19 protein-coding genes and 1 tRNA gene are annotated in these 22,662 nt (G+C 70.4%); 9 read left to right on the top strand and 11 right to left on the bottom strand.

Features of this window, described 5'->3' with window-relative positions:
• Window position 1: 1 nt before the first annotated feature.
• Together FHX82_RS26830 and FHX82_RS26825 are read right to left on the bottom strand one after the other, a co-directional pair.
• Complete coding sequence (locus FHX82_RS26830) at window positions 2-1,822, bottom strand: FAD-dependent oxidoreductase (RefSeq protein ID WP_145939143.1); 1,821 nt, start codon at window positions 1,820-1,822, stop codon at window positions 2-4.
• Window positions 1,816-2,871, bottom strand: coding sequence for an AraC family transcriptional regulator (locus tag FHX82_RS26825; protein WP_145939142.1), 1,056 nt, complete (start codon window positions 2,869-2,871; stop codon window positions 1,816-1,818). Before FHX82_RS26825 ends, FHX82_RS26830 begins: the two co-directional genes overlap by 7 nt.
• A gap of 149 nt (window positions 2,872-3,020) precedes the next feature.
• Between FHX82_RS26825 and FHX82_RS36640 the strand changes: the two genes are divergently transcribed.
• Window positions 3,021-3,293, top strand: a complete 273-nt coding sequence (locus FHX82_RS36640; RefSeq protein WP_221216564.1) for a fumarylacetoacetate hydrolase family protein — start codon at window positions 3,021-3,023, stop codon at window positions 3,291-3,293.
• 30 nt (window positions 3,294-3,323) lie between these two features.
• Here FHX82_RS36640 and FHX82_RS26815 read toward each other — a convergent pair whose 3' ends face one another.
• On the bottom strand, window positions 3,324-4,646 hold the full coding sequence (locus FHX82_RS26815) for a radical SAM protein (RefSeq protein ID WP_145939141.1): 1,323 nt from the start codon (window positions 4,644-4,646) through the stop codon (window positions 3,324-3,326).
• A 268-nt stretch (window positions 4,647-4,914) separates the two neighbouring features.
• On the opposite strand from FHX82_RS26815, the gene FHX82_RS38095 reads away from it, so the two are divergent.
• From FHX82_RS38095 to hisS, 3 genes are all read left to right on the top strand, one after another.
• A complete protein-coding gene (locus FHX82_RS38095; RefSeq protein ID WP_191303880.1) occupies window positions 4,915-5,568 on the top strand; it encodes an ImmA/IrrE family metallo-endopeptidase in 654 nt (217 codons plus the stop codon).
• On the top strand, window positions 5,508-5,858 hold the full coding sequence (locus FHX82_RS26805) for a hypothetical protein (protein WP_145939140.1): 351 nt from the start codon (window positions 5,508-5,510) through the stop codon (window positions 5,856-5,858). Before FHX82_RS38095 ends, FHX82_RS26805 begins: the two co-directional genes overlap by 61 nt.
• Window positions 5,859-5,929: 71 nt before the next feature.
• Window positions 5,930-7,228: a histidine--tRNA ligase gene (gene hisS / locus FHX82_RS26800; protein WP_145939139.1), complete on the top strand. Its 1,299-nt coding sequence runs from the start codon at window positions 5,930-5,932 to the stop codon at window positions 7,226-7,228.
• 202 nt (window positions 7,229-7,430) lie between these two features.
• On the opposite strand, the gene FHX82_RS38090 is transcribed toward hisS, so the two are convergent.
• From FHX82_RS38090 to FHX82_RS26785, 4 genes are all read right to left on the bottom strand, one after another.
• Window positions 7,431-7,781, bottom strand: a complete 351-nt coding sequence (locus tag FHX82_RS38090) for a site-specific integrase (RefSeq protein ID WP_315851416.1) — start codon at window positions 7,779-7,781, stop codon at window positions 7,431-7,433.
• Between the two features lie 42 nt (window positions 7,782-7,823).
• Complete coding sequence (locus FHX82_RS38085) at window positions 7,824-8,456, bottom strand: hypothetical protein (protein WP_373308533.1); 633 nt, start codon at window positions 8,454-8,456, stop codon at window positions 7,824-7,826.
• Entirely contained in the window at window positions 8,453-8,914 is a 462-nt protein-coding gene (locus FHX82_RS26790; protein ID WP_229880250.1) for an AbrB/MazE/SpoVT family DNA-binding domain-containing protein, read from the bottom strand. The genes FHX82_RS38085 and FHX82_RS26790 overlap by 4 nt, the downstream gene beginning before the upstream one ends.
• 108 nt (window positions 8,915-9,022) lie before the next feature.
• Window positions 9,023-9,106: transfer RNA gene (locus FHX82_RS26785), tRNA-Leu, on the bottom strand.
• Window positions 9,107-9,304: 198 nt separating this feature from the next.
• Here FHX82_RS26785 and FHX82_RS26780 point away from each other — a divergent pair.
• Window positions 9,305-10,498 (top strand): thiolase family protein, encoded by a 1,194-nt coding sequence (locus FHX82_RS26780; protein WP_145937865.1) that lies wholly within the window; start codon window positions 9,305-9,307, stop codon window positions 10,496-10,498.
• Window positions 10,499-10,518: 20 nt separating this feature from the next.
• Here the strand turns inward: FHX82_RS26780 and FHX82_RS26775 are convergent, their stop codons facing one another.
• Genes FHX82_RS26775 through FHX82_RS26760 form a run of 4 tightly spaced genes read right to left on the bottom strand, consistent with a single transcriptional unit; the run spans window position 10,519 to window position 14,852 of the window.
• Complete coding sequence (locus FHX82_RS26775; protein ID WP_145937864.1) at window positions 10,519-11,679, bottom strand: acyl-CoA dehydrogenase family protein; 1,161 nt, start codon at window positions 11,677-11,679, stop codon at window positions 10,519-10,521.
• A gap of 12 nt (window positions 11,680-11,691) precedes the next feature.
• Window positions 11,692-13,167 (bottom strand): 3-hydroxyacyl-CoA dehydrogenase, encoded by a 1,476-nt coding sequence (locus tag FHX82_RS26770; RefSeq protein ID WP_145937863.1) that lies wholly within the window; start codon window positions 13,165-13,167, stop codon window positions 11,692-11,694.
• 12 nt (window positions 13,168-13,179) lie between these two features.
• The gene (locus FHX82_RS26765; RefSeq protein ID WP_145937862.1) at window positions 13,180-13,935 is read right to left on the bottom strand and encodes a CoA-transferase subunit beta; all 756 of its coding nucleotides are present in this window, start codon (window positions 13,933-13,935) and stop codon (window positions 13,180-13,182) included.
• Window positions 13,932-14,852 (bottom strand): CoA transferase subunit A, encoded by a 921-nt coding sequence (locus FHX82_RS26760; protein WP_145937861.1) that lies wholly within the window; start codon window positions 14,850-14,852, stop codon window positions 13,932-13,934. Before FHX82_RS26760 ends, FHX82_RS26765 begins: the two co-directional genes overlap by 4 nt.
• Window positions 14,853-14,966: 114 nt before the next feature.
• Here FHX82_RS26760 and FHX82_RS26755 point away from each other — a divergent pair, with 114 nt between their 5' ends.
• The 4 genes from FHX82_RS26755 to FHX82_RS26740 all read left to right on the top strand — a co-directional run bounded on the left by FHX82_RS26755 (window position 14,967) and on the right by FHX82_RS26740 (window position 22,628).
• Complete coding sequence (locus tag FHX82_RS26755; RefSeq protein ID WP_145937860.1) at window positions 14,967-15,872, top strand: LysR family transcriptional regulator; 906 nt, start codon at window positions 14,967-14,969, stop codon at window positions 15,870-15,872.
• Between the two features lie 161 nt (window positions 15,873-16,033).
• Window positions 16,034-17,641, top strand: coding sequence for a serine/threonine-protein kinase (locus FHX82_RS26750; protein WP_145937859.1), 1,608 nt, complete (start codon window positions 16,034-16,036; stop codon window positions 17,639-17,641).
• 92 nt (window positions 17,642-17,733) lie between these two features.
• Window positions 17,734-18,180: a response regulator gene (locus FHX82_RS26745; RefSeq protein WP_145937858.1), complete on the top strand. Its 447-nt coding sequence runs from the start codon at window positions 17,734-17,736 to the stop codon at window positions 18,178-18,180.
• A gap of 11 nt (window positions 18,181-18,191) precedes the next feature.
• Complete coding sequence (locus tag FHX82_RS26740) at window positions 18,192-22,628, top strand: HAMP domain-containing hybrid sensor histidine kinase/response regulator (RefSeq protein ID WP_145937857.1); 4,437 nt, start codon at window positions 18,192-18,194, stop codon at window positions 22,626-22,628.
• The last annotated feature ends 34 nt before the right edge of the window (window positions 22,629-22,662 follow it).

The raw sequence follows: 22,662 nt of genomic DNA, 5'->3' as shown, positions 1-22,662 counted from the left end.
CTCAGGCGCCTGGTGCCATACTCGTGTCCTTCTCCCGGCTGAGGACGCGCGTCAGCGCGTCAGTGAGCTGCGCTTCGGGGTCGGTGGGAAGGGAGCGGATGCGCCACCCGACGTGCTTGTCCGGCCGCACCAGCACCGCGCCGTCCTCCGCCACTCCGCTCAACCCCGCCCAGTCGAAGTACAGGTCGGTGACGTCGCGCCCGGGCCCGATCACCACGGTTTCCACCGGAACACCCAGCCTGTCACCCACCTTCCGGGCCGCCGCCGTCCACGCCTCGCCCGTGATGCCGGTGAACAGGGTGAAGCGGCCGTAGGGCGCGAGGTCGTGCGTGGAGCGCTTGTGTTCGTTGTCGCCGACCCAGGCGTGCGGCAGCCGCCCTCCCGGGTAGGTCGACGGTTCGTAGTACAGCTCGGGGTCGCGGCGCGGTTCGGGCCGGGGGGTGCCGTCGGCAACGACGGCCGTGGACTCGTAGTACTGGCCCATCTCGACACCGTGGGCGTTGAACTCGTAGTTCTTCAGTTCCATCGCCTCGCGCACCGCGGCGCGTTTGGCGGCGCCGGCTGGGGTGGCCGCCTTGCGTTCCTCGATGCTCGCCCGCATCTGTTCCGCGGTGTCGGCGGTGTCGAGGCCGAGCGCCTCGAACAGCTTGCCGAACTCCCGGGCGGACTTGTTCGCCCGCAACACGATCTGGCGCGCGACAGGAGCCCGCTCGGCGGTGTAGGTGTCGAGCAGAGCCGACCCGGCGTGTCCGTTCAGGACGGCGGCGAGCTTCCAGGCCAGGTTGTAGGAGTCCTGGATCGAAGTGTTGGACCCGAGCCCGTTGCTCGGCGGGTGCTTGTGCACGGCGTCCCCGGCGCAGAAGACACGGCCCCGGTGCAGGCTGGTGGCGTACTGCTCGTTGTTGCCCCACAAGGAGATCCCGGTGATCTCGACGTCGAGCAGGGGGTCACCGACGAGGTTGCGCACGATCCGCAGGGCGTCGTCCTCGGACACCTCGGGCACGCCCTGGGTGATGTCGAAGCCCCACACGATCAGCCACTCGTGCCAGGGCCGGACCATGCGCACCAGGCCCGCGCCGATGCCTCCGACGTCCGCCCCCGGCTGGATCACCCAGTACAGCACTGACGGCCGGTGTCCGCACAGCGGCGCCAGGTCGGCCTTGAAGGTGATGTTCATCGAGCCGGCGATGTCCATCTGCCCCTCGTGGGGAAGGCCGAGGTCCGCGGCGACCTTCGACCGCGCACCGTCCGCGCCGATGAGGTACTTCGCGCGGATCCCGTACTCGGTGCCGGTGAGCCGGTTGAGCACGCGCACGTCCACGCCGTCGTCGTCCTGGGTGTGTCCGAGGTACTCAGTGCTGAACTGCGTCTGTGTGCCGCGCATGGTTGCGTTGCGGACCAGGATCGGCTCGAGGTAGGTCTGCGGGATGTCGCAGTTGAGCGACGGCGAGGCCAGCCGGTAGTCGGCGTGCCGGGCGGGGTGGGTGCCCCAGGTCAGGATCCGGCCGATCTCCTCGCCGGCGACCGAGGTGCAGAACACCGTGTCGCCCATGAGGTGGTGCGGGGTGGCGTCGGCGAGGACCTGCTGTTCGACGCCGACGTCGCGGAAGATCTCCATGGTGCGCTGGTTGGTGATGTGTGCTCGCGGCGTGTTCGCCGTCCAGCGATACTTCGTGATCATGATGTTGGGGATGCCCAGTGTGGACAGGAAGAGCGCCGCCGAGGCGCCCGCGGGGCCGGATCCGACGACCAGCACGTCCGTCTCGACCGTCGCGGTCGTCGGGGTGGTGGTCTCGGCGAGCCCGTCGTGGAAGTTCACCATGCCTGCTGCTCCTCCTCGGCTGCCCCGGCCACGTCGCCGGTGCACTGCGGAACACCGTGGCAGCCGCGGGCGCCGCGTGGCGTGGGCCGGCCCGGGACGGCGGAAACAGGCAAAAGCCTGCCGTTGAGCAGCTCGCGGCGGTCCTGCAGGGGCGTGACTCCGAACCGCGCCCGGTAGGTGCGCGAAAAGTGCGCCTGCGAGGCGAAGCCGTACCGGCCGGCGAGCTCGGCCAGCGTCGTGCCGGCGCTGGCCGGGTCGGCGAGGACCCGGCGGACCGCGTCGAGTCGTGCGGCCAGTACCGCCTGTGGCACGCTTTGCCCCGACTCGGCGAACAACCGCGACAGCTGGCGTTCCGAGTACCCGATCGCGGCGGCGATCCGGCCCGCGGACAGGTCCGGTTCGCCCAGGTGCGCCGCGATGTAAAGATGAGCGGCCGCGATGTGACTGCGGTCCGGGACTTCCTCACCGAGCACCGCGGCGAGCAGTTCCAGCGTGGTCGACTCCAGAGTCTCCCAGTCTGCCGGCGCCCCTTGGAGCGCCTTGGCCACCGAGGAGGCCAGCGCGAGGGCGTGTGCGGCACCGCGGAAGTCGAAGACCTGTGGTTCGGCCAGCCCGGATCGCCCCGTCGTCTCGCGCAAGGCCGCTCGGGGAACCTTCAGCACCAGTTCGGTGAGCCCCCGTGCGAAGACCCGCCGGAACGGCTGGTCGGCGTCGCAGACGAGGCCCCGTCCCGGGAAGAGCGGCAGGCAGCCGTCGCGGTGGAAGAACTCGCTGTTCCCGCTCAGCGGGAAGTAGACGACCACCCCTTCGCCGGGCTCGGCGGCGATCCGCCGGGTGTCCCGCTCCACGACATGCGGGGAGCCGCTGACCCTGGCCAGCTGCACCCGCGGCAGCCAGAGATTGACCTCCGTTCCGGCGAAGGGCCGGTCGTCCGTCGGCCGGGCGCTGAGACCCACGAGGGAGCGTGAGTTGTGGCCTTCCCAGCCGGCGAGCCGGAGCGCCCGCGGAAGGTTTTCGGTCGAGAAACGGGTCAGACCGTGCACCGACATGGTCACACGGTAACCGCGCCGGACAGGGATCTCCTCGGAAGCGGCGGTGCGGGCGGTGTGGGTCTCGGCAAGCAGGGGCGGCTCGGCGGTTGTGGGGCAACAGTTCCGGCAGCATGTCGTCGTTGTGCTGCCGGAGCAGCGGTGCTCCGTTGAGGATTCCCGAGCAGACGTGCCGAGTCGAGTGCGGCGCTGACGTCCGCGAGTTCTCGGTCATCCGAGGAATTTCGAAGGGAGAGGATGGCCTGTCCGTCGCTTCGGCCGTCGTGGACCTCGCGGACTGTCACATCCGGACCGCGTACTTCTGCGGAGCCGGCGCATGGCGCGCACCCTCGCGCGCCGGGGACGTCGTCGAGGTCGAAGTCGAGCGCCTGGGAGTCCTGCGCAACGCGATCGTCGGGAACGACGCCCGGAAGCAGGCGTGAGCTCGGCCTTTCGGACAGTCCGGCCGCCGGTCAGGCGGGTTCGCTGGCTTTCTCCCGCCTGGACTGGTGGATCACGTCCACTTCCTTCTGGGTGCGCAGTTCCTGCGAGAGCCCGTCGGCGAGCTGGGAAAGCTCCGCGGCCGTGGCGAGCAGGCTCGGAGCCAGTTCGTCCATGCGGGCCGCGGTGAGGTGAACACTCGGGCCCGCGATGCTGACGACCCCGGCGGGCGGGGCGCCGCCCTCGGTGATCAGCGGTGCGGCCATGGCCGAGATTCCGGCTTCGACGCTGTCGTGCACCTGGGCCCATCCCTTCGCGCGCGCCTCGATGATCCGTTCCTGCACCTCCGCGATGTCGAAGCGACCGTGTTCGAAGTACCGATTCGCTGGGTGCGCCCCGCCGCAAAAGGCGAAGTAGGGGCAGGTGGTCTGGCACGCCTTGACCCCTGCCAAGAACTCGAGCACCCAACACGTGTCCCATGCGGCGTGGATCAGCTCGTCCAGCTGGGCGTCCAGGACGTTTCCGCAGGACAGTGGCCCGTGCCGGGGAGAGTCGAACCCGGCGAGTTCCGGTGAGATCAGCGTGACCGCGCCGTCGTAGGCGACTGTCGGTAGCGGATCGAGCCTCGTCATCGGTGGGTTGCCGGGCCAGCGCAGCACGGAACCCACGAACCCGAGCGCACTTTCCAGTTCACGCACCCGCACCACTGGGTTGGCCTGCCAGGCTCGGGTGAGGGAGGCCCAGAAGGCCATCACCGTCTGGAGGTCGTGGGCGTTCGAGGTGAGGTTGACGCCCTCGGTCTCCTCGATGTTCACCCCGAGCGACGCGGCGCCGATCTCGACCGCGAAGTCGTACAGCCGCCGGGCCCGCTCCACGGTCGGGTCGGATACCACGGCGATGATCGACAAAGGGTGGCCCCGTTCGCGCAGCCGGTCGATGCCCCGCAGGATGCGTTCGTAAGGCGCGTGCCCCTGACGGTCCACTCGGCTCGGGGTGTCGCCGGCGTATCCGTCCACGCTGACGCCGACGTGTACGTCGTACGCCTCGAACAGGTCGCACCATTCGTCGGTGATGAGAGTGGCGTTCGTCTGGACGCCGTGAGCCACGTCGAGGCCTGTGAAGCAGTCCATCAGGAGCGCGAGCCGCTTCGGCCCCAGCGTCAGCGGCTCGCCGCCGTGCCAGCAGACCTCGACTGTCCCGGCCTCCGTCCACGGCCGGATTGACTCGGCGACGGCTCGTGCGACCGTCGAGGACATGGTCAGGTGTTCGCGCCGGAGCGGCAGGTAGCAGTACCGGCAGTCGAGGTTGCAGGAAGTGGTCGGCTGGAGGACGACCGAGCGTGGAGCGGCGAACATACCGGGGGCCTTTCACACGGTGCGAGAGCTGAACGACTACACCGCGATCGTCGGTCAGTGTTGCGTGCAGCTCCAGAGCGCAAACCTTGTAAGAACCAGGTAGAGACTTGGACTCCTGGCTCCTGAGCTGGGCCGACCCTGGGACATTGCCCGGCAGCGGTACGGCGTCTGGCGTGACGCCGTCTTCCTCGACGCCGCTCAACGGTGGACTGACAGCACTCGGGCGTCGACCACCACCTACGCGTGATTGGGCTAGAAGCTGCTCTTGGTGGTTCACCTGCCGTCGATCGTGAGTCCTGTTCTGCTGACGGGCGTTGCTGAGGACTCTGGCGGACCAGAGGCATCCTTCTTGTCTGGGCCCTTGGAAGATCTCGGCACCAGTGCCCAGGACGCAGGGAGTTCGTGGAGGTCCGGGGGAGTCGCCAGTGATCCTGGCAATCGCGGCCTCGCGCCGGATCGTGAGCGCTTCACCCTCGCTCACGAACTCGGATATCTGTTGATGCACGAGCTTCCGCACGAGGACCAGGAACGGCAGGCCAATCAGTTCGCGGGGGAGTTTCTCGCACCAGCGCAAGAGATCCCGCCGACGCTGCAAGGTCCGACCGTTCGCCAGTTCGCCAGGCTGGCCGAGCTGAAGAAGATGTGGAAGGCGTCCATGGCGTTCCCCATCCAGCGGTCGCCGATCTCGGATGCGTCAGCCCAGCCAGTTCAAGTCATTTCGTATCTGTCTCAATCAGTACGGATGGACACTGCGCGAGCCGGGAGATTTACCCACGGAGACTCCTCGCGCCGTGACTGGCTTGTCTCTGCTCGGCTGGCGCCGGCTACATCGCCGAGGATAATCGGGCCGGCCTGCACAACGTGCTCGCCCGGACCCGCGATCTCGGGCCAGCGGCGGTGGTGCCGTTCACGCTGCACCTGAGCTGGCTGCGGCCGGAGCGCCTGCCCGTGCTGGTGGAAGAGGTGACGACGGCGGATATACCGATCGCTGTCGTGTTGGAGCGCGATCACGATCCGCTGGGTCTGAAGTACGCCGTTTACGGGCTGGTCGTGCTCCTGCAGGTGCTGGTACCGCGGCTGGGCGTCATCCGACCCCAGCTCGCCCTGGACGCGCCGATGGCCGCCGCCCTTGGGCACAGCGGGGCGAGCCTGTGGCCGCTGGTCAATCTGCTGGCCGTCGAGCTGTGGATCCGCTCCTGGCAGACCGCCTGACCTGGGCGGGAACCGGACCGGTACCGTCGTGACGGTCAGCAACACCAGCACCACGTGAAGGACTACCGGTCATGGCGCAGGCGGCCGAACCGCCCTCAGGCACCCGCGACTTCCTCGCCGACGAGGTCCGCCGCCGCACGGCCGCGTTCGCCACCGTCAGCGACGTGTTCGAGCGCTATGGGTTCGACCCGCTCGAGACCCCGGCGTTCGAACGGCTCGAGGTCTTCGCTGGCAAGCTCGGTGAGGAAGCCTCCGCCCTGATCTTCAAGATCCTCAAACGCGGCGTCCACGAAGCTACCGGCGAGGCTGATCTCGCCCTGCGCTACGACCACACCGTCCCCCTCGCCCGGGTGATCGGCACCTACGGCTCGCAGCTGCCCTCCCCGTACAAGCGCTACGCCATCGGCCCGGTCTGGCGCGCCGACCGCCCCGCCCAGGGCCGCTTCCGCGAGTTCGTCCAGTGCGACATCGACACCGTCGGTTCCTCCTCCCCTCTTGCCGACGCCGACACCGTGTGGGCGATCAACGACGCCCTCACCGCGCTCGGCGTCCCCGAGTTCCAATTCCTGATCAACAGCCGCCGGGCCCTCTACGGACTGCTGGACGCTTACCAGGTCCCCGAGGAACTCGGCCTGCGCGTGCTGGGCAGCCTCGACAAGCTCGACAAGACCCCGCCGCAGCAGGTCATCGAGGAACTCGCCGAACGCGGCCTCGACTCGGACACCGCGAAGACTCTGGTGGAGGACATCGTCGGTGATGAGGCCGGAATGCGGGCCCGGCTCGCTACTACCGACCGCGGCCGCATCGGCCTGGCCGAGGTCGACCGGCTGCTCGAGCTCACCGCGGGCCTGCCCGCGGGGCGGGTGGCGTTCACTCCGCGCATGGTGCGCGGCCTGGACTACTACACCGGCCCGATCTTCGAAGTCACCGCCCCCGGCTACCCCGGTTCCATCGCCTCCGGCGGCCGCTACGACGGCCTCGTCGCCAAACTCGGCGGCCCCGACCTGCCCGCCTGCGGCGGCTCCATCGGCATCGAACGTATCCTCGCCGTTCAGACCGCCCACGACGCCGAGGTTCGCGGGCTCGAGGTGGCCCTGACCGTCCTCGGCGCCGAAGACGACGTCCTGCGCCTCGCCGGGGAGCTGCGCGGCCGCGGGCTGCGGACGGCGGTGTACCTCGGCACCTCGGGCAAACTTGGTCGGCAGCTGAAATGGGCTAACGATCAGCACGCCCGCACCGTCCTCATCTACGGCCCCGAAGAACAGGCCAACGGCCAAGTCACCATCCGCGACATGGCCTCCGGCGAGCAGACCCAGGTGGCACGCCACCAGGTCGCCGAGCACCTGCAGCGGGTGCTTGCGGGAGTCTGACTGGTGCTCCGGCGAAGCGGTAGTTTCCTTTCGCCCTGGTGACCGGCGGCCAGGTGATCAGTAGAGCGTCCTGGCCAGCGGTAGATGGCTGAGTGCAGTTCCTATCTCAGGGCGTGCACACGCGCCCTGAGATAGGAACCTGCAGCCGGTCATCGTGCCAACTCGGGCCGCCACCATCCTCTGCGAGACACGAGCTGCGCTTTCAAGCGCACGGGTGCGCTTCCCCGGTGAGGGCGGCGAGGGCGGCCGCGACTTCGGTGAGGCTGGCGCGGACGTAGGTGGTGGTGGTTCCGGCGTCTCCGGTTGTTTCTGCGTGTCCGGCGTAGGCGCGGGCGATGGCGTAGCCGAAGTTGCGTTCGACCCAGGTGAGGGTGGTGTGGCGGAGCCAGTGGGTGGAGATGCCTTGGGCGCTGACCCAGGACAGGTGCCTTCCGATGCGGTGCCAGAGGTGGTCGTAGCGGCGGGCGGTGATGGGGCGGCCGTCGCTGTAGCGGAGGAGTTGCCCGTCGGGTGGGGCATGGCGTTCGCGGGCGTGGTGTTGCAGGTGGGTCATGAGGGTGGGGGAGACGGGTTGCCAGCGGGTGGTTTCGCCTTTTTAGCGGAGGAAGATCAGGCATTGGGCGGGGTCGAGGTCGTGGGGGCGGAGGGCGAGGGCGCCGCCGCGGCGGCAGGCGGTTTCGGTGTGCAGGCGCAGGATGAGGCAGTCGAGGACCGGGTCGTTGCCGGTGGTGGCGGCAACACGGTTGATCTCGGCCAGACGGTTGTCGGCGACTGCGCGCCGGGTGGAGGGTAGGCGGCGGGGTTTGGGAACTTTGGCGGCGGGGTTGGCGGCGGGTGCGATGAGGTGGTCGTCTTCGGCGTGGCGGTAGAGGCAGCGCAGGGCGGCGATGAGGTGTTCGCCTGCGCTGCGTCCGCCGCGGCCGTTGCGGCGCGGTACGACGTTGGCCTTGGTGTGCTCGACAAGCTGCTTGATCTCGGTAGGAGTGGGTTCGTCGAGGCGCCGGGGACCCCAGGCGTGCTCGATGCGGTTCCAGTAGCTGCCGTACACGCGCCGGGCACCCTCGGAGACCGCTGCGGCCACGACGGGGATGTACTCGGCAAAGGTCGGCACTGGCGGGCGCGGAGACACGCTGGCGAGGAGGTCTTCGGGGGAGAGGCCCAGCCGGGTCAGCAGAACTTTCGCGGCGTCGAGGGCGGCGTGGTCTCGGGGCACCTGCTGTTCGTTCACGGGATCACCGCCAGCAGGTCGCGGTGGTGCGGTGTCAGTAGTTCGTCGAGCGCTGCGGGTGGGTGGACGATGAGCAGGTCGTGAGATGGGTAGGCCGCGAGCAGGAGCCGATCCCCGGGCGAAAGCTGGCTGGAGTGGCGGATCGCGGCGGGCAGGCGCAGATACCCCGGCGGCGTCACGCTCACCGGACCATGCGGGGTGGGCCGCACGACGAGCAGGCCGTGGGCTTCGCGGATCCCCAGGAGGGTGCCGGGGCACCAGCCGAGCGCGGCGACGACGGCACGATCAGCGATCCGGCCCCGGCAGTCCACAGCGGACAGCCCGTACACGACATCGCAGGTGCGCGGTGTCGCCAAAGTCGGTAACGGCAGAACCCGGCGGCCCATGGCGCGAATCGGGATCTTCGCCCGCGCAGCAGCGGACGGGACGGCCAGGGGAGTGATGACGGGGCCGGTCACGATGACCGCCGCCGGAAAGCACGAAGCCGTGGCTTGGAGGCCACGGCGTGGTGTTGAAGTGCCTTCTGGCACTGATACGTCAGATGTGGCACGGTTGCCACGAAACTGTGTCCGAGGGGGGACTTGAACCCCCACGCCCGTTAAGGGCACTAGCACCTCAAGCTAGCGCGTCTGCCATTCCGCCACTCGGACTTGCTGGAAAAGAGATTAGCCCATGCCTCCGGCCTCCTGAACCGGGGGGTGGTTTCTGGCTGTACGGGCGGTTGCGATATAGGGGCCGCGCCGTCACGGTGAGTGGCGAACGGGGGAGTGCGCCACACTGAGTTGTGGAATCCAACGTAGCAGCGTATACCGGGGAGTAGCTTCTCAACTCGGGCAAGGAGGACTCCCATGCGGGACGCAGTCATCGTCGACGCGGTGCGGACGCCGGTCGGCAAGGGGAAGGCCGGCGGGGCGCTCGCCGGGGTGCATCCGGTCGACCTGCACGCCCACGCGATCAGGGCGCTGGTCGAACGGACGGGCATCGACGGCTCGCGCATCGACGACGTGATCAGTGGCGCTGTCGGGCAGATCGGGGAGCAGAGCGGAAACACGGCACGCTGGGCCGCCCTCGCCGCGGGGTTGCCCGAGTCCGTGCCCGCCGTCACCGTCGACCGGCAGTGCGGGTCGTCGCAGCAGGCGATTCACTTCGCCGCCCAGGGGGTGCTGGCAGGTGCTTACGACGTGGTGATCGCGTCCGGGATCGAGTCGATGAGTCACGTGCCCATCGGCAGCCAAGCCGCCGGGCGGGACTTTCTCGGACCTGAGATCAGCGCGCGGTATCCCGAGGGGCTGGTGCCGCAGGGGATCAGCGCCGAGCTCATCGCCGACCGCTGGCACCTCTCCCGCACACAGCTCGACGAGTTCGCCGCGGAAAGCCATCGCCGGGCCGCGAGCGCCTGGGCCGAGGGGCGCTTCGCCCGGGACGTCGTGCCGCTCAAGGCCCCCGGCAAGGACGGGGAGCTGGTGCAGGTCAACCGGGACGAGTCGATCCGGCCGGGCACGACCACCGACGTCCTCGCCGGCCTCAAACCCGCCTTCGAGGCCGACATCTGGCACGAGCGCTTCCCGCAGCTGGACTTCAAGGTCACCGCGGGCAACTCGTCCCCCATCAACGACGGAGCCTCCGCCGTGCTGATCACCAGCGGCGACACCGCGCGGCAGCTCGGCCTCACACCGCGCGCCCGGCTGCACAGCTTCGCCGTCGTCGGCGACGACCCGCTGTTCATGCTCACCGGCATCATCCCCGCGACCGCGAAGGTGCTCGACCGCGCCGGGCTGTCGCTCGCCGACATCGACGCCTTCGAGGTCAACGAGGCGTTCGCCAGCGTCGTCCTCGCCTGGCTCGCCGAGACCGGCGCGGACCCCGCCAAGGTGAACGTCAACGGCGGCGCCACCGCCATCGGGCACCCCCTGGGCGCCAGCGGCGGCCGCCTGATGACGACGCTGCTCTCGGTGCTCGAACAGCGCGAAGGCCGCTACGGCCTGCAGGTGATGTGCGAGGCCGGGGGGCTGGCCAACGCGACCATCGTCGAACGGCTCTGACGCACACCGGGGTGGACGCGCTACGCCAGGGCGTTCACCCCGGTCAGGTCACGTCCGATGATCAGCTTCTGCACCTGGCTGGTGCCTTCGTACAACGTCAGCACCCGGGCGTCGCGCACGTACTTGCCCACCGGGTACTCGTCGATGAACCCGTACCCGCCGAAGACCTGCAGGCAGTTGTTCGTGACGCGCACCGCCGTCTCGCTCGCGGAGTACTTCGCCGCGGAGGCGTCCACCGCGTAGTCCTTCGGCGCGATGCCGGCGTCGGCCATCCGCGCCACGTGGTGGGTCAGCAGCCGCGCGCTCTGCACGTCCACGGCCGCGTCCGCCAGCAGCTCCTGCACCAGCTGGAACGACGCGATCGGTTTGCCGAACTGCTCCCGCTCGGTCGCGTACCGCGTCGCGGCGTCGAGCGCCGCCTGGGCCACGCCGACCGAACCCGCCGCGACCGAGATCCGGCCCCGAGATAACGCGCCCAGCGCGATGCCGAGGCCGCGGCCGACCTCCCCGAGCCGTGCGGAGTCCGGTATGCGGACGTTGTCGAACGTCAGCTCCGCCGTCGCCTGGCCGCGCAGGCCCAGCTTGCCCTTGATCTCCTTCGCCGTGAACCCGGGGGAGTCGGTGGGCACGAGGAACGCCGTGACGCCCTTCTCGCTGGTGCGGGCGAAGGTCAGCGCCACCTTGGCCCACGTGCCGTTGGTGATGAACATCTTGCCGCCGTTGAGGATCCAGTCGGACCCGTCCTGCTTGGCCGAGGTCGACAGCGATCCGGCGTCCGAACCCGTGCCCGGCTCGGTGAGCGCGAAACAGCCGAGCGCCTCGCCGCTGACGAGCCGCGGCAGCCACTCCTGCTTCTGCTCCTCGGTGCCGTACGCCGCGATCGTCTTGGTGACCAGGCCCAGCGACACCGAGACGATGCCGCGCACCGCGGAGTCGCCGCGGCCGAGCTCCTCGGTGACGAGGATGTAGGACAGCATGTCCGCCTCGACGCCACCGTAGGTCTCCGGCACCATCAGCCCGAGGAAGCCCAGCTCACCGAGCCGCCGCACGATCCCGGTGTCGACCGACTCGGCGCGGTCCCAGTCGCGCGCGTTCGGCACGATCTCGGCGTCGACGAACTCCGCGGCCATCGCGCGGAAGTCGCGCTGGGTCTCGGTAAGCCCGAAATCCCTTGCCAGCATGGAAAACTCTCCTTACAGGGTGGCGGCGGGGGTGGTCAGCGGCAGGCCGAGCTGCGCGCGTTCGGTGAGCCAGCGGGTGGGCCGGTAGCGCGGGTCGCCGGTGGTCTCGTGCAGCGCGCGCTGCAGGGCGAGCAGCCGGTCGGCGCCCACCTGGTCGCCCCACGCCAGCGGGCCGGACGGGTAGCCCAGGCCCGTGGTGACACCGAGGTCGAGGTCGGCCGGCGCGGCGATGCCGCGCTCGGCGATCGAGCACGCGACGGACACAATGGACGCGAGCAGCCGCTGGGCGGCCGACCCCGGGGTGTCCCGGATGACCGAGACCCTCTTGTCTCCCAGGGAAAGCACCGCCGCGGCGTCCTGCGCGGCCGGAAGGTCCGACGCCGGGGTGACCGCGAGGACGCGCCGCCCGGATGCCAGCGACAGGGGATCGACGCCGAACGTGCGCGCAGCGGGCAGGCCCTGTTCGGCGATCGCGGCGGCGACCGTCGTGCCCCATGTCGGCACGAGCACGACCGCCTCGTCCGTCAGGGTGGTGACGACGCGTGCGCCGGACTCGGCCAGGGTGTCCTGGATCGCGCGCTCGGCGACGTACACCGGGCGCGCGGAGTCACCGGTGACCGGCGGCTCGGCGGGCGGCTCGCCGCCGTGGTCGTACCAGCCGCGGCCGGTCTTGCGGCCGTGCAGCCCGGCGGCGACGCGGTTCGGCGTCAGGTACGAGGCCCGCAGACGTTCGGAGTAGCGGAAGCCTTCCCACACCGACTCGATCACCGCGGCGGTGACGTCGAGCCCGGTGAGGTCCATCAGCTCGAACGGCCCCATGCGCAGGCCGAGCACGTCGCGGGCGATGCGGTCGAGTACGGCGGGTTCGGCGACGTTCTCCTCCAGCAGCGCCAGCGCCTCGGTGACCAGGCCCCGGCCCGCGTGGTTGATCAGGAAGCCCGGCGTGTCGGCCACCACGACGGCGCGGTGCCCGGTCTCGCGGACCAGCCCGGTGAGGGTCTCGACGATCTCCGGCCGCGTCTTCGCGCCGGGGATCACCTCGACGATCTTCATCAGCGGCACCGGGTTGAAGAAGTGCAGCCCGGCCAGCCGTGACGGGTCGGCCAGTGTCGCGGCGATCCGGGTGATCGGCAGGGACGAGGTGTTGCTGGCGAACACCGTGCCCGCGGGCAGGACCCGTTCCAGCTCGCCGAACAGCGCCGTCTTCGTGTCGAGGTCCTCGCGGATGGCCTCGATCACCAGCTCGACGTCGTCGCCGGGCTTGCCGGGGGAGTCCACCGGCACCAGCCGTGCCACCGCGGCCTCCGCCTCCCCGGCGGCCATCCGGCCTTTCTGCACGGCACGGTCCAGCATCGACCGCACGAACTCGTGCGCCTCGCCGACGGATTCGGGCCGCGCGTCCGCCAGTTCCACGATGTGCCCGGCCACGACGGCCCACTGCGCGATCCCGCGGCCCATCACGCCCGTGCCGACGATCCGAATTCGCATGACTTCCCTTCCTCAGCGCAGGTAAACCCGGTCCGGGTCGACATCCTCACGCAGCAGCCGCAGCTCGGCCTCGCCGGGCGGTTCGATTTCGATCACCTCGGCGGCGACCTCCAGGTCCCAGCCCGTGGCCTCGCGCACCTGGTCCACCGACACGCCGGGGTGCACGGCGACCAGGCGCAGTGGTTCACCGGCGCCGCCGCGGGCGAGGATGCCCAGCTCGGTCACCACCCGGGTGACGCCCGCGCCGAGCGGCCGGATCCCTTCGGCCAGCGCCCGGTCCGGCCCCGGCGAGGTGCAGAAGTCCAGCTCGTCCACAAAGGACCGCCGGTCGTGGCGGCGCATCACGACGAACACCTCGCGTGCGTTGGCCATGACCTCCATGGCACCACCGGAGCCGGGCAGGCGCACCTTCGGCGCGTGCCAGTCGCCGATCACCGACGAGTTCAGGTTGCCCCACCGGTCGATCTGCGCGGCGCCGAGGAAGCCGACGTCGATGTGCCCGCCCTGCAGCACATAGCCGAACAGCGCGGGCATGGACAGCACCGCCTCCGCGCCGGTGATCAGCACCGCGTCCGCGATCGTCTCGGGCAGGTGTGACGGGTGGGCGCCGCAGACCCCGGACTCGTAGACGATCTCCAGCTCCGGGGCGACGGTCAGGTGCGCCAGCGAGGCGGCCAGCGTCGGCAGGCCGATGCCGGCGAACACCGTGTGGCGCCCGGCCAGCTCGCGCGACGCGACGACCGACAGCAGCTCCGAGGACGTGGTCACAACCGCCTCCCGTAGTTCACCGGCAGGCTCATCGCCTCGCCGACGGCCAGCCCGGCCCAGAACCGCTCGCCGAGCTTCGCGACGTACTCCGCGTGGTCCGCGGTGCCGAAGATCCACTCCGCCATCCACTCGCGCAGCCGCCCGGGGTCCTTGCTGATTCCCGACCAGGCCCGGTAGAAGGCGCCGTCGCGGTCGTAGTAGCCCTGCGCGAACGACGGGTGCGCACCGCGAGGGCACTCGACCACGGCGTCGACGGCGTGCGCCGGGATCACCGTGCGGTTCGGGTCGGAGCGCACCACCTCGTCGTCGACGACCTCCTCGACCACCACGACCGCCTTCTCCGCGGCGAACACCGCTTCGGCCTGGATGCCGGTGAGGCCCCAGATCTGCGTGTTCCCCGCGCGATCGGCACGCTGCGCGTGCACGATCGTCACGTCCGGGTTGACCGGCGGCACGACGTAGATCTGCTCCTCGGAGTACGGGGAGGCGACCTTGCGGATGGCCGGGTTCACCGACGGCAGGTCGCTGCCCGCGTACGAGCGCAGCGGGTAGAAGGGCAGCCGCTGGGCGCCCGCGAGGTAGCGGCAGATCATCCCGTGGTGGCTGTACTCCTCGAACGCCAGCGGCTCGGGGTCGGCGTGCTCGACGCGCCGCCGCAGCTCGCCGAGCGAGCCTGCCGAGGAGTTGCCGACGAACGACGACACGAGCCTGGTGACGCAGCCGCCCGCGAGCAGCTGGTCCACCACGATGTCGGCGGTCATCCGGACCACGGTGAGGTTCCGCCGGCCCTGCCGGATGATCTCGTGCCCCGCCGCTGTCGGGATCAGGTGCGTGAACCCCTCCAGCGCGACGGTGTCGCCGTCGCGCACGAACGAGGCGACGGCCTCGCGCATGCTCATCGTCTTGTCGGGGCGCATCGCCGCCGGCCTCCTCGCCGAGCCGATCAGGTGGACAAGCACCACCGTGGCACCAGGATTGATTACTGTCCAATATCGAATCCAGGTCAGACCAAGACGGGGGACGAATCAATCATGGAGCTGCGCTACCTCGTGTCGTTCCTCGCCGTGGCGGAGGAGCTGCACTTCGGACGGGCCGCGAGACGCCTGCACATGGCGCAGCCGCCGCTCAGCCAGCAGATCCGCCAGCTGGAGAAGGAGCTGGGCGTGCAGCTGTTCGAGCGCAACACCCGCTCGGTGCGGCTGACGAGCGCGGGGGAGGCGTTCGTCAGGCCCGTGCAGCAGACGCTGCAGAACCTCGAGTGGGCCACGCGCACGGTCAAGGCCGCCGGGCGGGGGGAGTACGGGCGGGTGACGATCGGGTTCGCCGGGGCGTCGAGCCACGAGAGCCTGCCGCTGCTGACCCGCGCGGTGCGCGCCGCGCATCCCGGGCTGGAGCTGGTGCTGCAGGGCCAGACGTACGCCAACGCCGCTCTTGCCAGGGTCGCCGACGGCTCGCTCGACCTGGGGTTCGTCCGGCTGCCGATCACCCGGCTGAACGTCGAGGCGCGGGTGATCGGCGAGGAGGAGCTGGTCGTCGCGGTGCCTTCGGACGATCCGGCCGCCAAGGCGAAGTTCGTCGACCTGGAGGACCTCGCGGAGGAGCCGTTCGTGAGCTTTCCGGCCAACGCGGGCTCCAGCGTGCGGGAGGCGACCGTGCGGGCCTGCGAGGAGGTCGGGTTCACCCCGAGGATCGTCCAGGAGGCGCCGGACTCCTACACGATCCTCGCGCTGGTCGCCGCCGGGGTGGGGGTGACGCTGACCCTGACCTCGTGCCAGCACATCCAGCAGACGGGGCTGGTCTACCGGCCGCTCGCGGGCCCGGGCGTCCGGCTCCAGGCCGCGCTGGCGTGGCGCCGGGACAACCCGTCGGCCGCGCTGCGCACGGTCCTGGAGATCGCGGAGGAGGCGTTGCCCACGCCGGTCAGGAAGGATGTATAACGCCCTATACGGCTCGTCGCTAGGCGGCACAGGAGGTCCTCCCGGAGTTCGACTAAAAGCCGCAGAAACGCTCGGGGATCACCGCACCCCGGCCGGGGGAACCGCCTGTTTACGATCAACGTCGATCCAGCGTCAGGACGCGCGCGTGCCCCGGGAGAGCCATGGCAGCCGAGACCTTCGGCCCGTACCGCATCGAAGAGCTGCTCGGCCGTGGCGGGATGGGGGAGGTGCACCGCGCCTACGACACCGTGCACGAGCGCGTTGTCGCGCTGAAGCGCCTCAGCGAGCCGTACGGCGACGACGCGGCGTACCGGGCGCGGTTCCGCCGGGAGTCGCAGATCGTCGCGCGCCTGAGCGAGCCACACGTGATCCCCATCCACGCGTTCGGGGAGATCGACGGGCGGCTGTACCTGGACATGCGCGTGGTCGAGGGGGTGGACCTCAAGGACCTGATGGCCGGCGGCCCGCTCCCGCCGCGCCGGGCGGTCGGCCTGCTCGCCCAGGTGGCGAGCGCGCTCGACGCCGCGCACGCGGACGGGCTGGTGCACCGCGACGTGAAGCCGTCGAACATCCTCGTCGCGCCGGGGGACTTCGTGTACCTCGTGGACTTCGGCATCGCGCGGAGCATGGGGCCGGAGGCCACGTCGATCACGCTGTCCGGGGACGTGATCGGCACGCTCGACTACATGGCGCCCGAGCGGTTCGGGGACCGGCCGGTGGACGGGCGGGTGGACGTGTACGCGCTGGCCTGCGTGCTGTTCGCCTGCCTGACCGGCAGCAGGCCGTTCGCGCAGACCGAGCCCGCGGCGCAGGTGCGCGCGCACCTGCAGGACCAGCCGCCCGCGGCGTCCGTGGTGAACCCGGCGCTGCCGCGGGCGGTCGACGCGGTGCTGTGGCGGGGGATGGCCAAGAACCCGGACGAGCGCTTTCCGACGGCGGGCGCGCTCATGGCGGCCGCGGAAGCCGCGCTGGCGGCGCCCGCGCCTCCGGTGCCCGTCGTGGCTCCGGTGACCCCGCCGACGGCCTGGCTGCCACCACCGCAGACCGGCTGGGCGCCCCCGCCGCCTGCTCCGGCCCGGACGAACCGGACCCCGTGGCTCGTCGCGGGCGCGGCGGTCGTGGTGATCGCGGCCGTGGCGACCGTGCTGCTGATCCTCCGCTCCGGCAGCGGGGACGACCACAACGCCGCGCTCACTACCGGCCCGGCGTCGTCCAGCGCATCACCGACGCCGACGCCGTCGTCGAGCGCCGCGAAGACCAGCACGCAGGCGACGCCGGGCGACCAGGAAACCCAGCTGCTGCAACACCTTCCCGACGTGTACCGGGGCAATGCCAGCTGCCGCGCGGACGACGGCTACCGGCAGCCCGGCACGCAGGCGGCGGTCCTGTGCACGCAGCCGAACAGCCAGAGCCCGTACTTCGACGCGCCGTCGGAGGCATACTTCTACTCCTTCGCCGACCGCGCCGGGCAGGACGCGTTCTTCCAGCAGCTGGTGTCCACCCGCGGGTTGCAGCGGGACGACGGCAGGGGAGGGTGCGCGCCGCTGAAGCGGACGGGCATCTACGGGCTGTACTACCGCGACGAGAGCGGGCCGGTGCCCGGGGAGTACGTGACGTGCTTCGTGCAGGCCGGGGCCGGGCAGCTGTGGTGGGTGGACACCCGGACCCTCACCGTCGGGGAGCTGTCGTCGGCGTCGGCGGACACGAACGAGGGGCTGGACAAGCTCTACACCTGGTGGAACGAGATGGTCCTGGTCACCATGAAGTAGGCCGCCGCGGGACGGAATTCGCGCCCCCCGATCGGCGGTCGTCCGCCCGCGGGGCCGGCCCTAGACTCCGTGCGCACGAGCGCAGCCGGGAGATGATGACTGTGGCGCCGCCGTCGAGGTCGACCGGGTCGATCCGGTTGCTGCTGGTCGAGGACCACGCCCAGGTGGCGATGGCACTGGACGCCGCGTTCGAGGTGGTGTCCGACATCGAGCTCGTCGCGCGGGCCCGCGGGGTCGAGGAGGCCGTAGCCGCGACGGGGGAGCACCGGCCGGACGTCGTGCTGCTGGATCGCAGGCTGCCCGACGGCGACGGGATCGAGGCGATCGCCCGGTTGCGTGAGCGAAGCCCGGACAGCCGAGTGCTGGTGTTCACCGGGGGAGCGGACCGCTCGGTGATCGACCGCGTGGCCGCCGCCGGGGGAGCGGGGCTGCTGCTGAAGGCCGGCCTGCTGGACGATCTGCTCGACACCATCCGCCGGGTCGCCGCCGGGGAGGACTCCTTCGACGTCGACCTGCCGGGACGGCCGGCCCGCCGGTAGGGAGGTTCGCGATGACGCCACGGCAACCCGCCACCCGCCGCGACACCGGGCTCGCCGGGGACGACCGGCTCCAGGAGCTGCTCGACGGCCTCAAGGCGGTGCGGGACGGGGACTTCAGCAGACGCCTGCCGCAGGCGGGGGACGGGCTGCTGGACGAGATCGCGGACGTGTTCAACGGCATGGTCGACCAGCTCGCGCTGTTCACCAGCGAGGTCACGCGTGTCGCGCGCGAGGTGGGCACCGACGGCAAGCTCGGCGGGCAGGCCTCGGTGCCTGCGGTGTCGGGCACGTGGAAGGACCTGACGGAGTCCGTCAACGCCATGGCGGGCAACCTGACCGCACAGGTGCGGGACATCGCGAGCGTCGCGACCGCGGTCGCGAACGGCGACCTGACCCAGAAGATCACCGTGCACGTCAAGGGTGAGCTGCTGGAGCTCAAGAACACGATCAACACCATGGTGGGCCAGCTGTCGTCGTTCGCGGACGAGGTCACCCGGGTCGCGCGGGAGGTCGGCAGCGAAGGGCGGCTCGGCGGACAGGCCGAGGTGCCGGGCGTCGCGGGGACGTGGCGGGACCTGACCACGTCGGTGAACTTCATGGCCGGGAACCTCACCGCGCAGGTGCGCTCCATCGCCGAGGTCACCACGGCCGTCGCGAAGGGCGATCTCACCCAGAAGATCACCGTCGACGCCCGCGGGGAGATCCTGGAGCTGAAGTCGACGATCAACACGATGGTCGACACGCTGTCCTCCTTCGCCGACGAGGTGACGCGCGTGGCGCGTGAGGTCGGCACGGAGGGGATGCTGGGCGGGCAGGCGCAGGTGCCGGGTGTCGCGGGGACGTGGCGGGACCTGACGACGTCGGTGAACTTCATGGCGGGCAACCTCACGGCGCAGGTGCGTTCCATCGCCCAGGTCGCGACCGCCGTGGCACGGGGCGACCTGTCGCAGAAGATCACGGTCGACGCGCGCGGCGAGATCCTGGAGCTGAAGAACACGATCAACACGATGGTCGACCAGTTGTCGTCCTTCGCCGACGAGGTCACCCGGGTCGCGCGGGAGGTCGGCACCGAGGGGCGGCTGGGCGGGCAGGCCGACGTCAAGGGTGTGTCGGGCACGTGGAAAGGGCTTACCGAGTCGGTCAACGTCATGGCCGACAACCTGACGGACCAGGTGCGTTCGATCGCCGAAGTGACGACGGCGGTCGCGCGGGGCGACCTGTCACAGAAGATCCGCGTCGACGCCCGCGGCGAGATCCTGGAGCTCAAGGACACCATCAACACCATGGTCGGGCAGCTGTCCGCGTTCGCCGACGAGGTGACGCGCGTGGCGCGTGAGGTGGGCACCGAGGGGCGGCTGGGCGGGCAAGCGGACGTCAAGGGTGTGTCGGGGACCTGGAAAGGGCTTACCGAGTCGGTCAACGTCATGGCCGACAACCTCACCGACCAGGTGCGCTCCATCGCGCAGGTCGCGACGGCCGTCGCGCGCGGCGACCTGGGGCAGAAGATCACCGTGGAGGCGAAGGGCGAGGTCGCCGCGCTCGCGCAGACGATCAACACGATGGTCGACACGCTGTCGGCGTTCGCCGACGAGGTCACGCGGGTCGCCCGCGAGGTCGGCACGGAGGGCATCCTGGGCGGCCAGGCCCGGGTGCCGAACGTCGCGGGCACGTGGAAGAGCCTCACCGACAACGTGAACTCGATGGCCAACAACCTGACCAACCAGGTGCGTTCCATCGCCCAGGTCACCACCGCCGTCGCGCGCGGCGACCTGTCGCAGAAGATCGACGTGGACGCCCGCGGCGAGATCCTGGAGCTGAAGACGACCATCAACACGATGGTCGACACGCTCTCGGCGTTCGCCGCGGAGGTCACCCGGGTCGCGCGCGAGGTCGGCAAGGAGGGCCGGCTGGGCGGGCAGGCCGAGGTCGAGGGCGTGTCCGGCACGTGGAAGCGGCTGACGGAGAACGTCAACGAGCTCGCCGGAAACCTGACGCGGCAGGTGCGCGCGATCGCGGAGGTCGCCAGTGCCGTGGCCACCGGGGACCTCACGCGGTCGATCTCCGTCGAGGCCAGGGGCGAGGTCGCCGAGCTGAGCGACAACATCAACGCGATGGTCCACTCGCTGCGCGAGACCACGCGCGCGAACGAGGACCAGGACTGGCTCAACAAGAACCTCGCCCGGATCTCCGGTCTGCTGCAGGGACACCGGGACCTGCGCGCGGTGGCGCAGCTGATCATGAACGAGCTGACGCCGCTGGTCGGCGCGCAGCACGGCACGTTCTTCCTGATGGAGAACGGGGATCCGGTGCTGCGGCTGATCGCGGGCTACGGGCGCGAGGCGACCGGCGAGGTGCGGTTCGACCTCGGCCAGTCGCTGATCGGGCAGGTGGCGGAGACGAAGACGCCGATCGTGGTGGAGCAGACGCCGCCGGACTACGTGCGGATCTCCTCCAGCCTCGGCGCCGCGCCGCCGGCGAACCTCATCGTGCTGCCGATCGTGTTCGAGGACCAGGTGCTCGGCGTCATCGAGCTGGCGTCGTTCACCCGGTTCACGCCGGTGCACCGGGACTTCCTCGAACAGCTCATGGAGTCCATCGGCGTCAACGTCAACACGATCATCGCCAACGCCCGCACCGACGCGCTGCTGGACGAGTCGCAGCGGCTGGCGGAGGAGCTGCAGACCCGCTCCGGCGAGCTGCAGGCGCAGCAGGTGAAGCTGCAGCAGTCCAACGCGGAGCTGGAGGAGAAGGCGGAGCTGCTGGTGCGGCAGAACCGCGACATCGAGATCAAGAACTTCGAGATCGAGCAGGCCCGGCAGGAGATCGAGGAGCGGGCGCAGCAGCTGGCGCTGGCGTCGAAGTACAAGTCGGAGTTCCTGGCGAACATGTCGCACGAGCTGCGCACGCCGTTGACGAGCCTGCTCATCTTGGCCGGGGTGCTCGCGCAGAACTCGGCGCAGAACCTGACGGCGAAACAGGTCGAGTTCGCGAAGGTGATCCAGTCCGCGGGCACCGACCTGCTGCAGCTGATCAACGACATCCTGGACCTGTCGAAGGTCGAGGCCGGGAAGATGGACATCCACTGCGAGCAGGTCCGGCTGCCGCAGCTGCTGGAGTACGTGCGGACCACGTTCCGCCCGCTCACGGCGGAGAAGGGGCTGGAGTTCGAGGTCATCGTCGAGCCGGAGGTGCCCGCGCGGCTGCTCACCGACGAGCAGCGGCTGCGCCAGGTGCTGCGGAACCTGTTGTCGAACGCGGTGAAGTTCACCGAGCACGGCCGGGTGGAGCTGCGGGTGCGGGTGGTCGACGCCCGCGAGCCGTCGGTCGCGTTCTCCGTGCGGGACACCGGAATCGGGATCGCGGCGGAGAACCTGGAGACGATCTTCGGGGCGTTCCAGCAGGCCGATGGCACCACCAGCCGCCGCTACGGCGGCACCGGGCTGGGCCTGTCGATCAGCAGGCAGGTGGCCAACTTGCTCGGCGGGGAGATCCAGGCGCAGAGCCGGCTGGGGCACGGCAGCACGTTCACGCTGACCCTGCCGGTGACACCGGTGTTCGCCGTGGGCGGGGCCGAGCCGAAGCAGCGCGGGGAAGCCGAGTCCCAGCCGCGGGTGCTGGTGGTGGAGAGCCCGGACAGCACGCTGCTGACGTTGCTGGTGCGGGGTTTCGTGGCCGATCTGGCCGAGACGGGGGAGCAGGTGCTGGTCGAGTCGGCCGGGACGCCGGACGAGGCCGTCGCGGCGCTCGCCGCGCGCGGTCACCGCTGCGTGGTGCTCGACGCGAGCCTGCCCGGGGCGTCCGCGCTGACGTTCCTGCAGCGGCTGGCCGACGGCGACGAGGTGGACGTGCCGGTGTTCGCGCACTCGACGCGCAAGGTCAGCGCGGCGCAGGAACGGCTCATGGAGGCGCACGCCCGCACGCACCGGGTGGAGCTGCTGTCTTCGCTCGACGAGCTGCGGGAACGGGTGCTGTTGCTGTTGAGCGGCCCGGCGAAGCCCGAACCGGCCGCGAGCGAGCCGGAGACGGTGGCGGTGCTGGCCCCGGCCGGTGGCGAGAGCGGCGGTCCGCCGGGGCTGCACGGGCGGCGGGTACTGCTGGTGGACGACGACGCGCGCAACGTGCTGGCGATCGCCGGGATGCTGGAGCTGCACGGCATGGTGGTGCGGCACGCGCCCGACGGGCGCAAGGGGATCGACGCGCTGCTGGCCGATCCGGAGGTCGACCTGATCCTGATGGACGTGATGATGCCGGAGATGGACGGCTACACCACGACCGCCGCGATCCGAGAGATGCCGCGGTTCGACCGGCTGCCTATCATCATGGTGACGGCCAAGGCGATGGCGGGCGACCGGGAGAAGAGCCTCGCGGCCGGCGCGAGCGACTACGTCACCAAGCCCGTGGAGCCCGGCGAGCTGCTGACGTGCATCGGGCGCTGGCTTCCGGCGTGAGTGCCCATCGGGGACCTACGGCCCTTCCCGGACA

Source organism: Amycolatopsis bartoniae (assembly GCF_014191255.1).
Taxonomy (GTDB): Bacteria; Actinomycetota; Actinomycetes; order Mycobacteriales; family Pseudonocardiaceae; genus Amycolatopsis_E; species Amycolatopsis_E bartoniae.
Note: the sequence above shows the minus strand (reverse complement) of the source record. Positions and strands in the feature narration are given on the sequence as shown.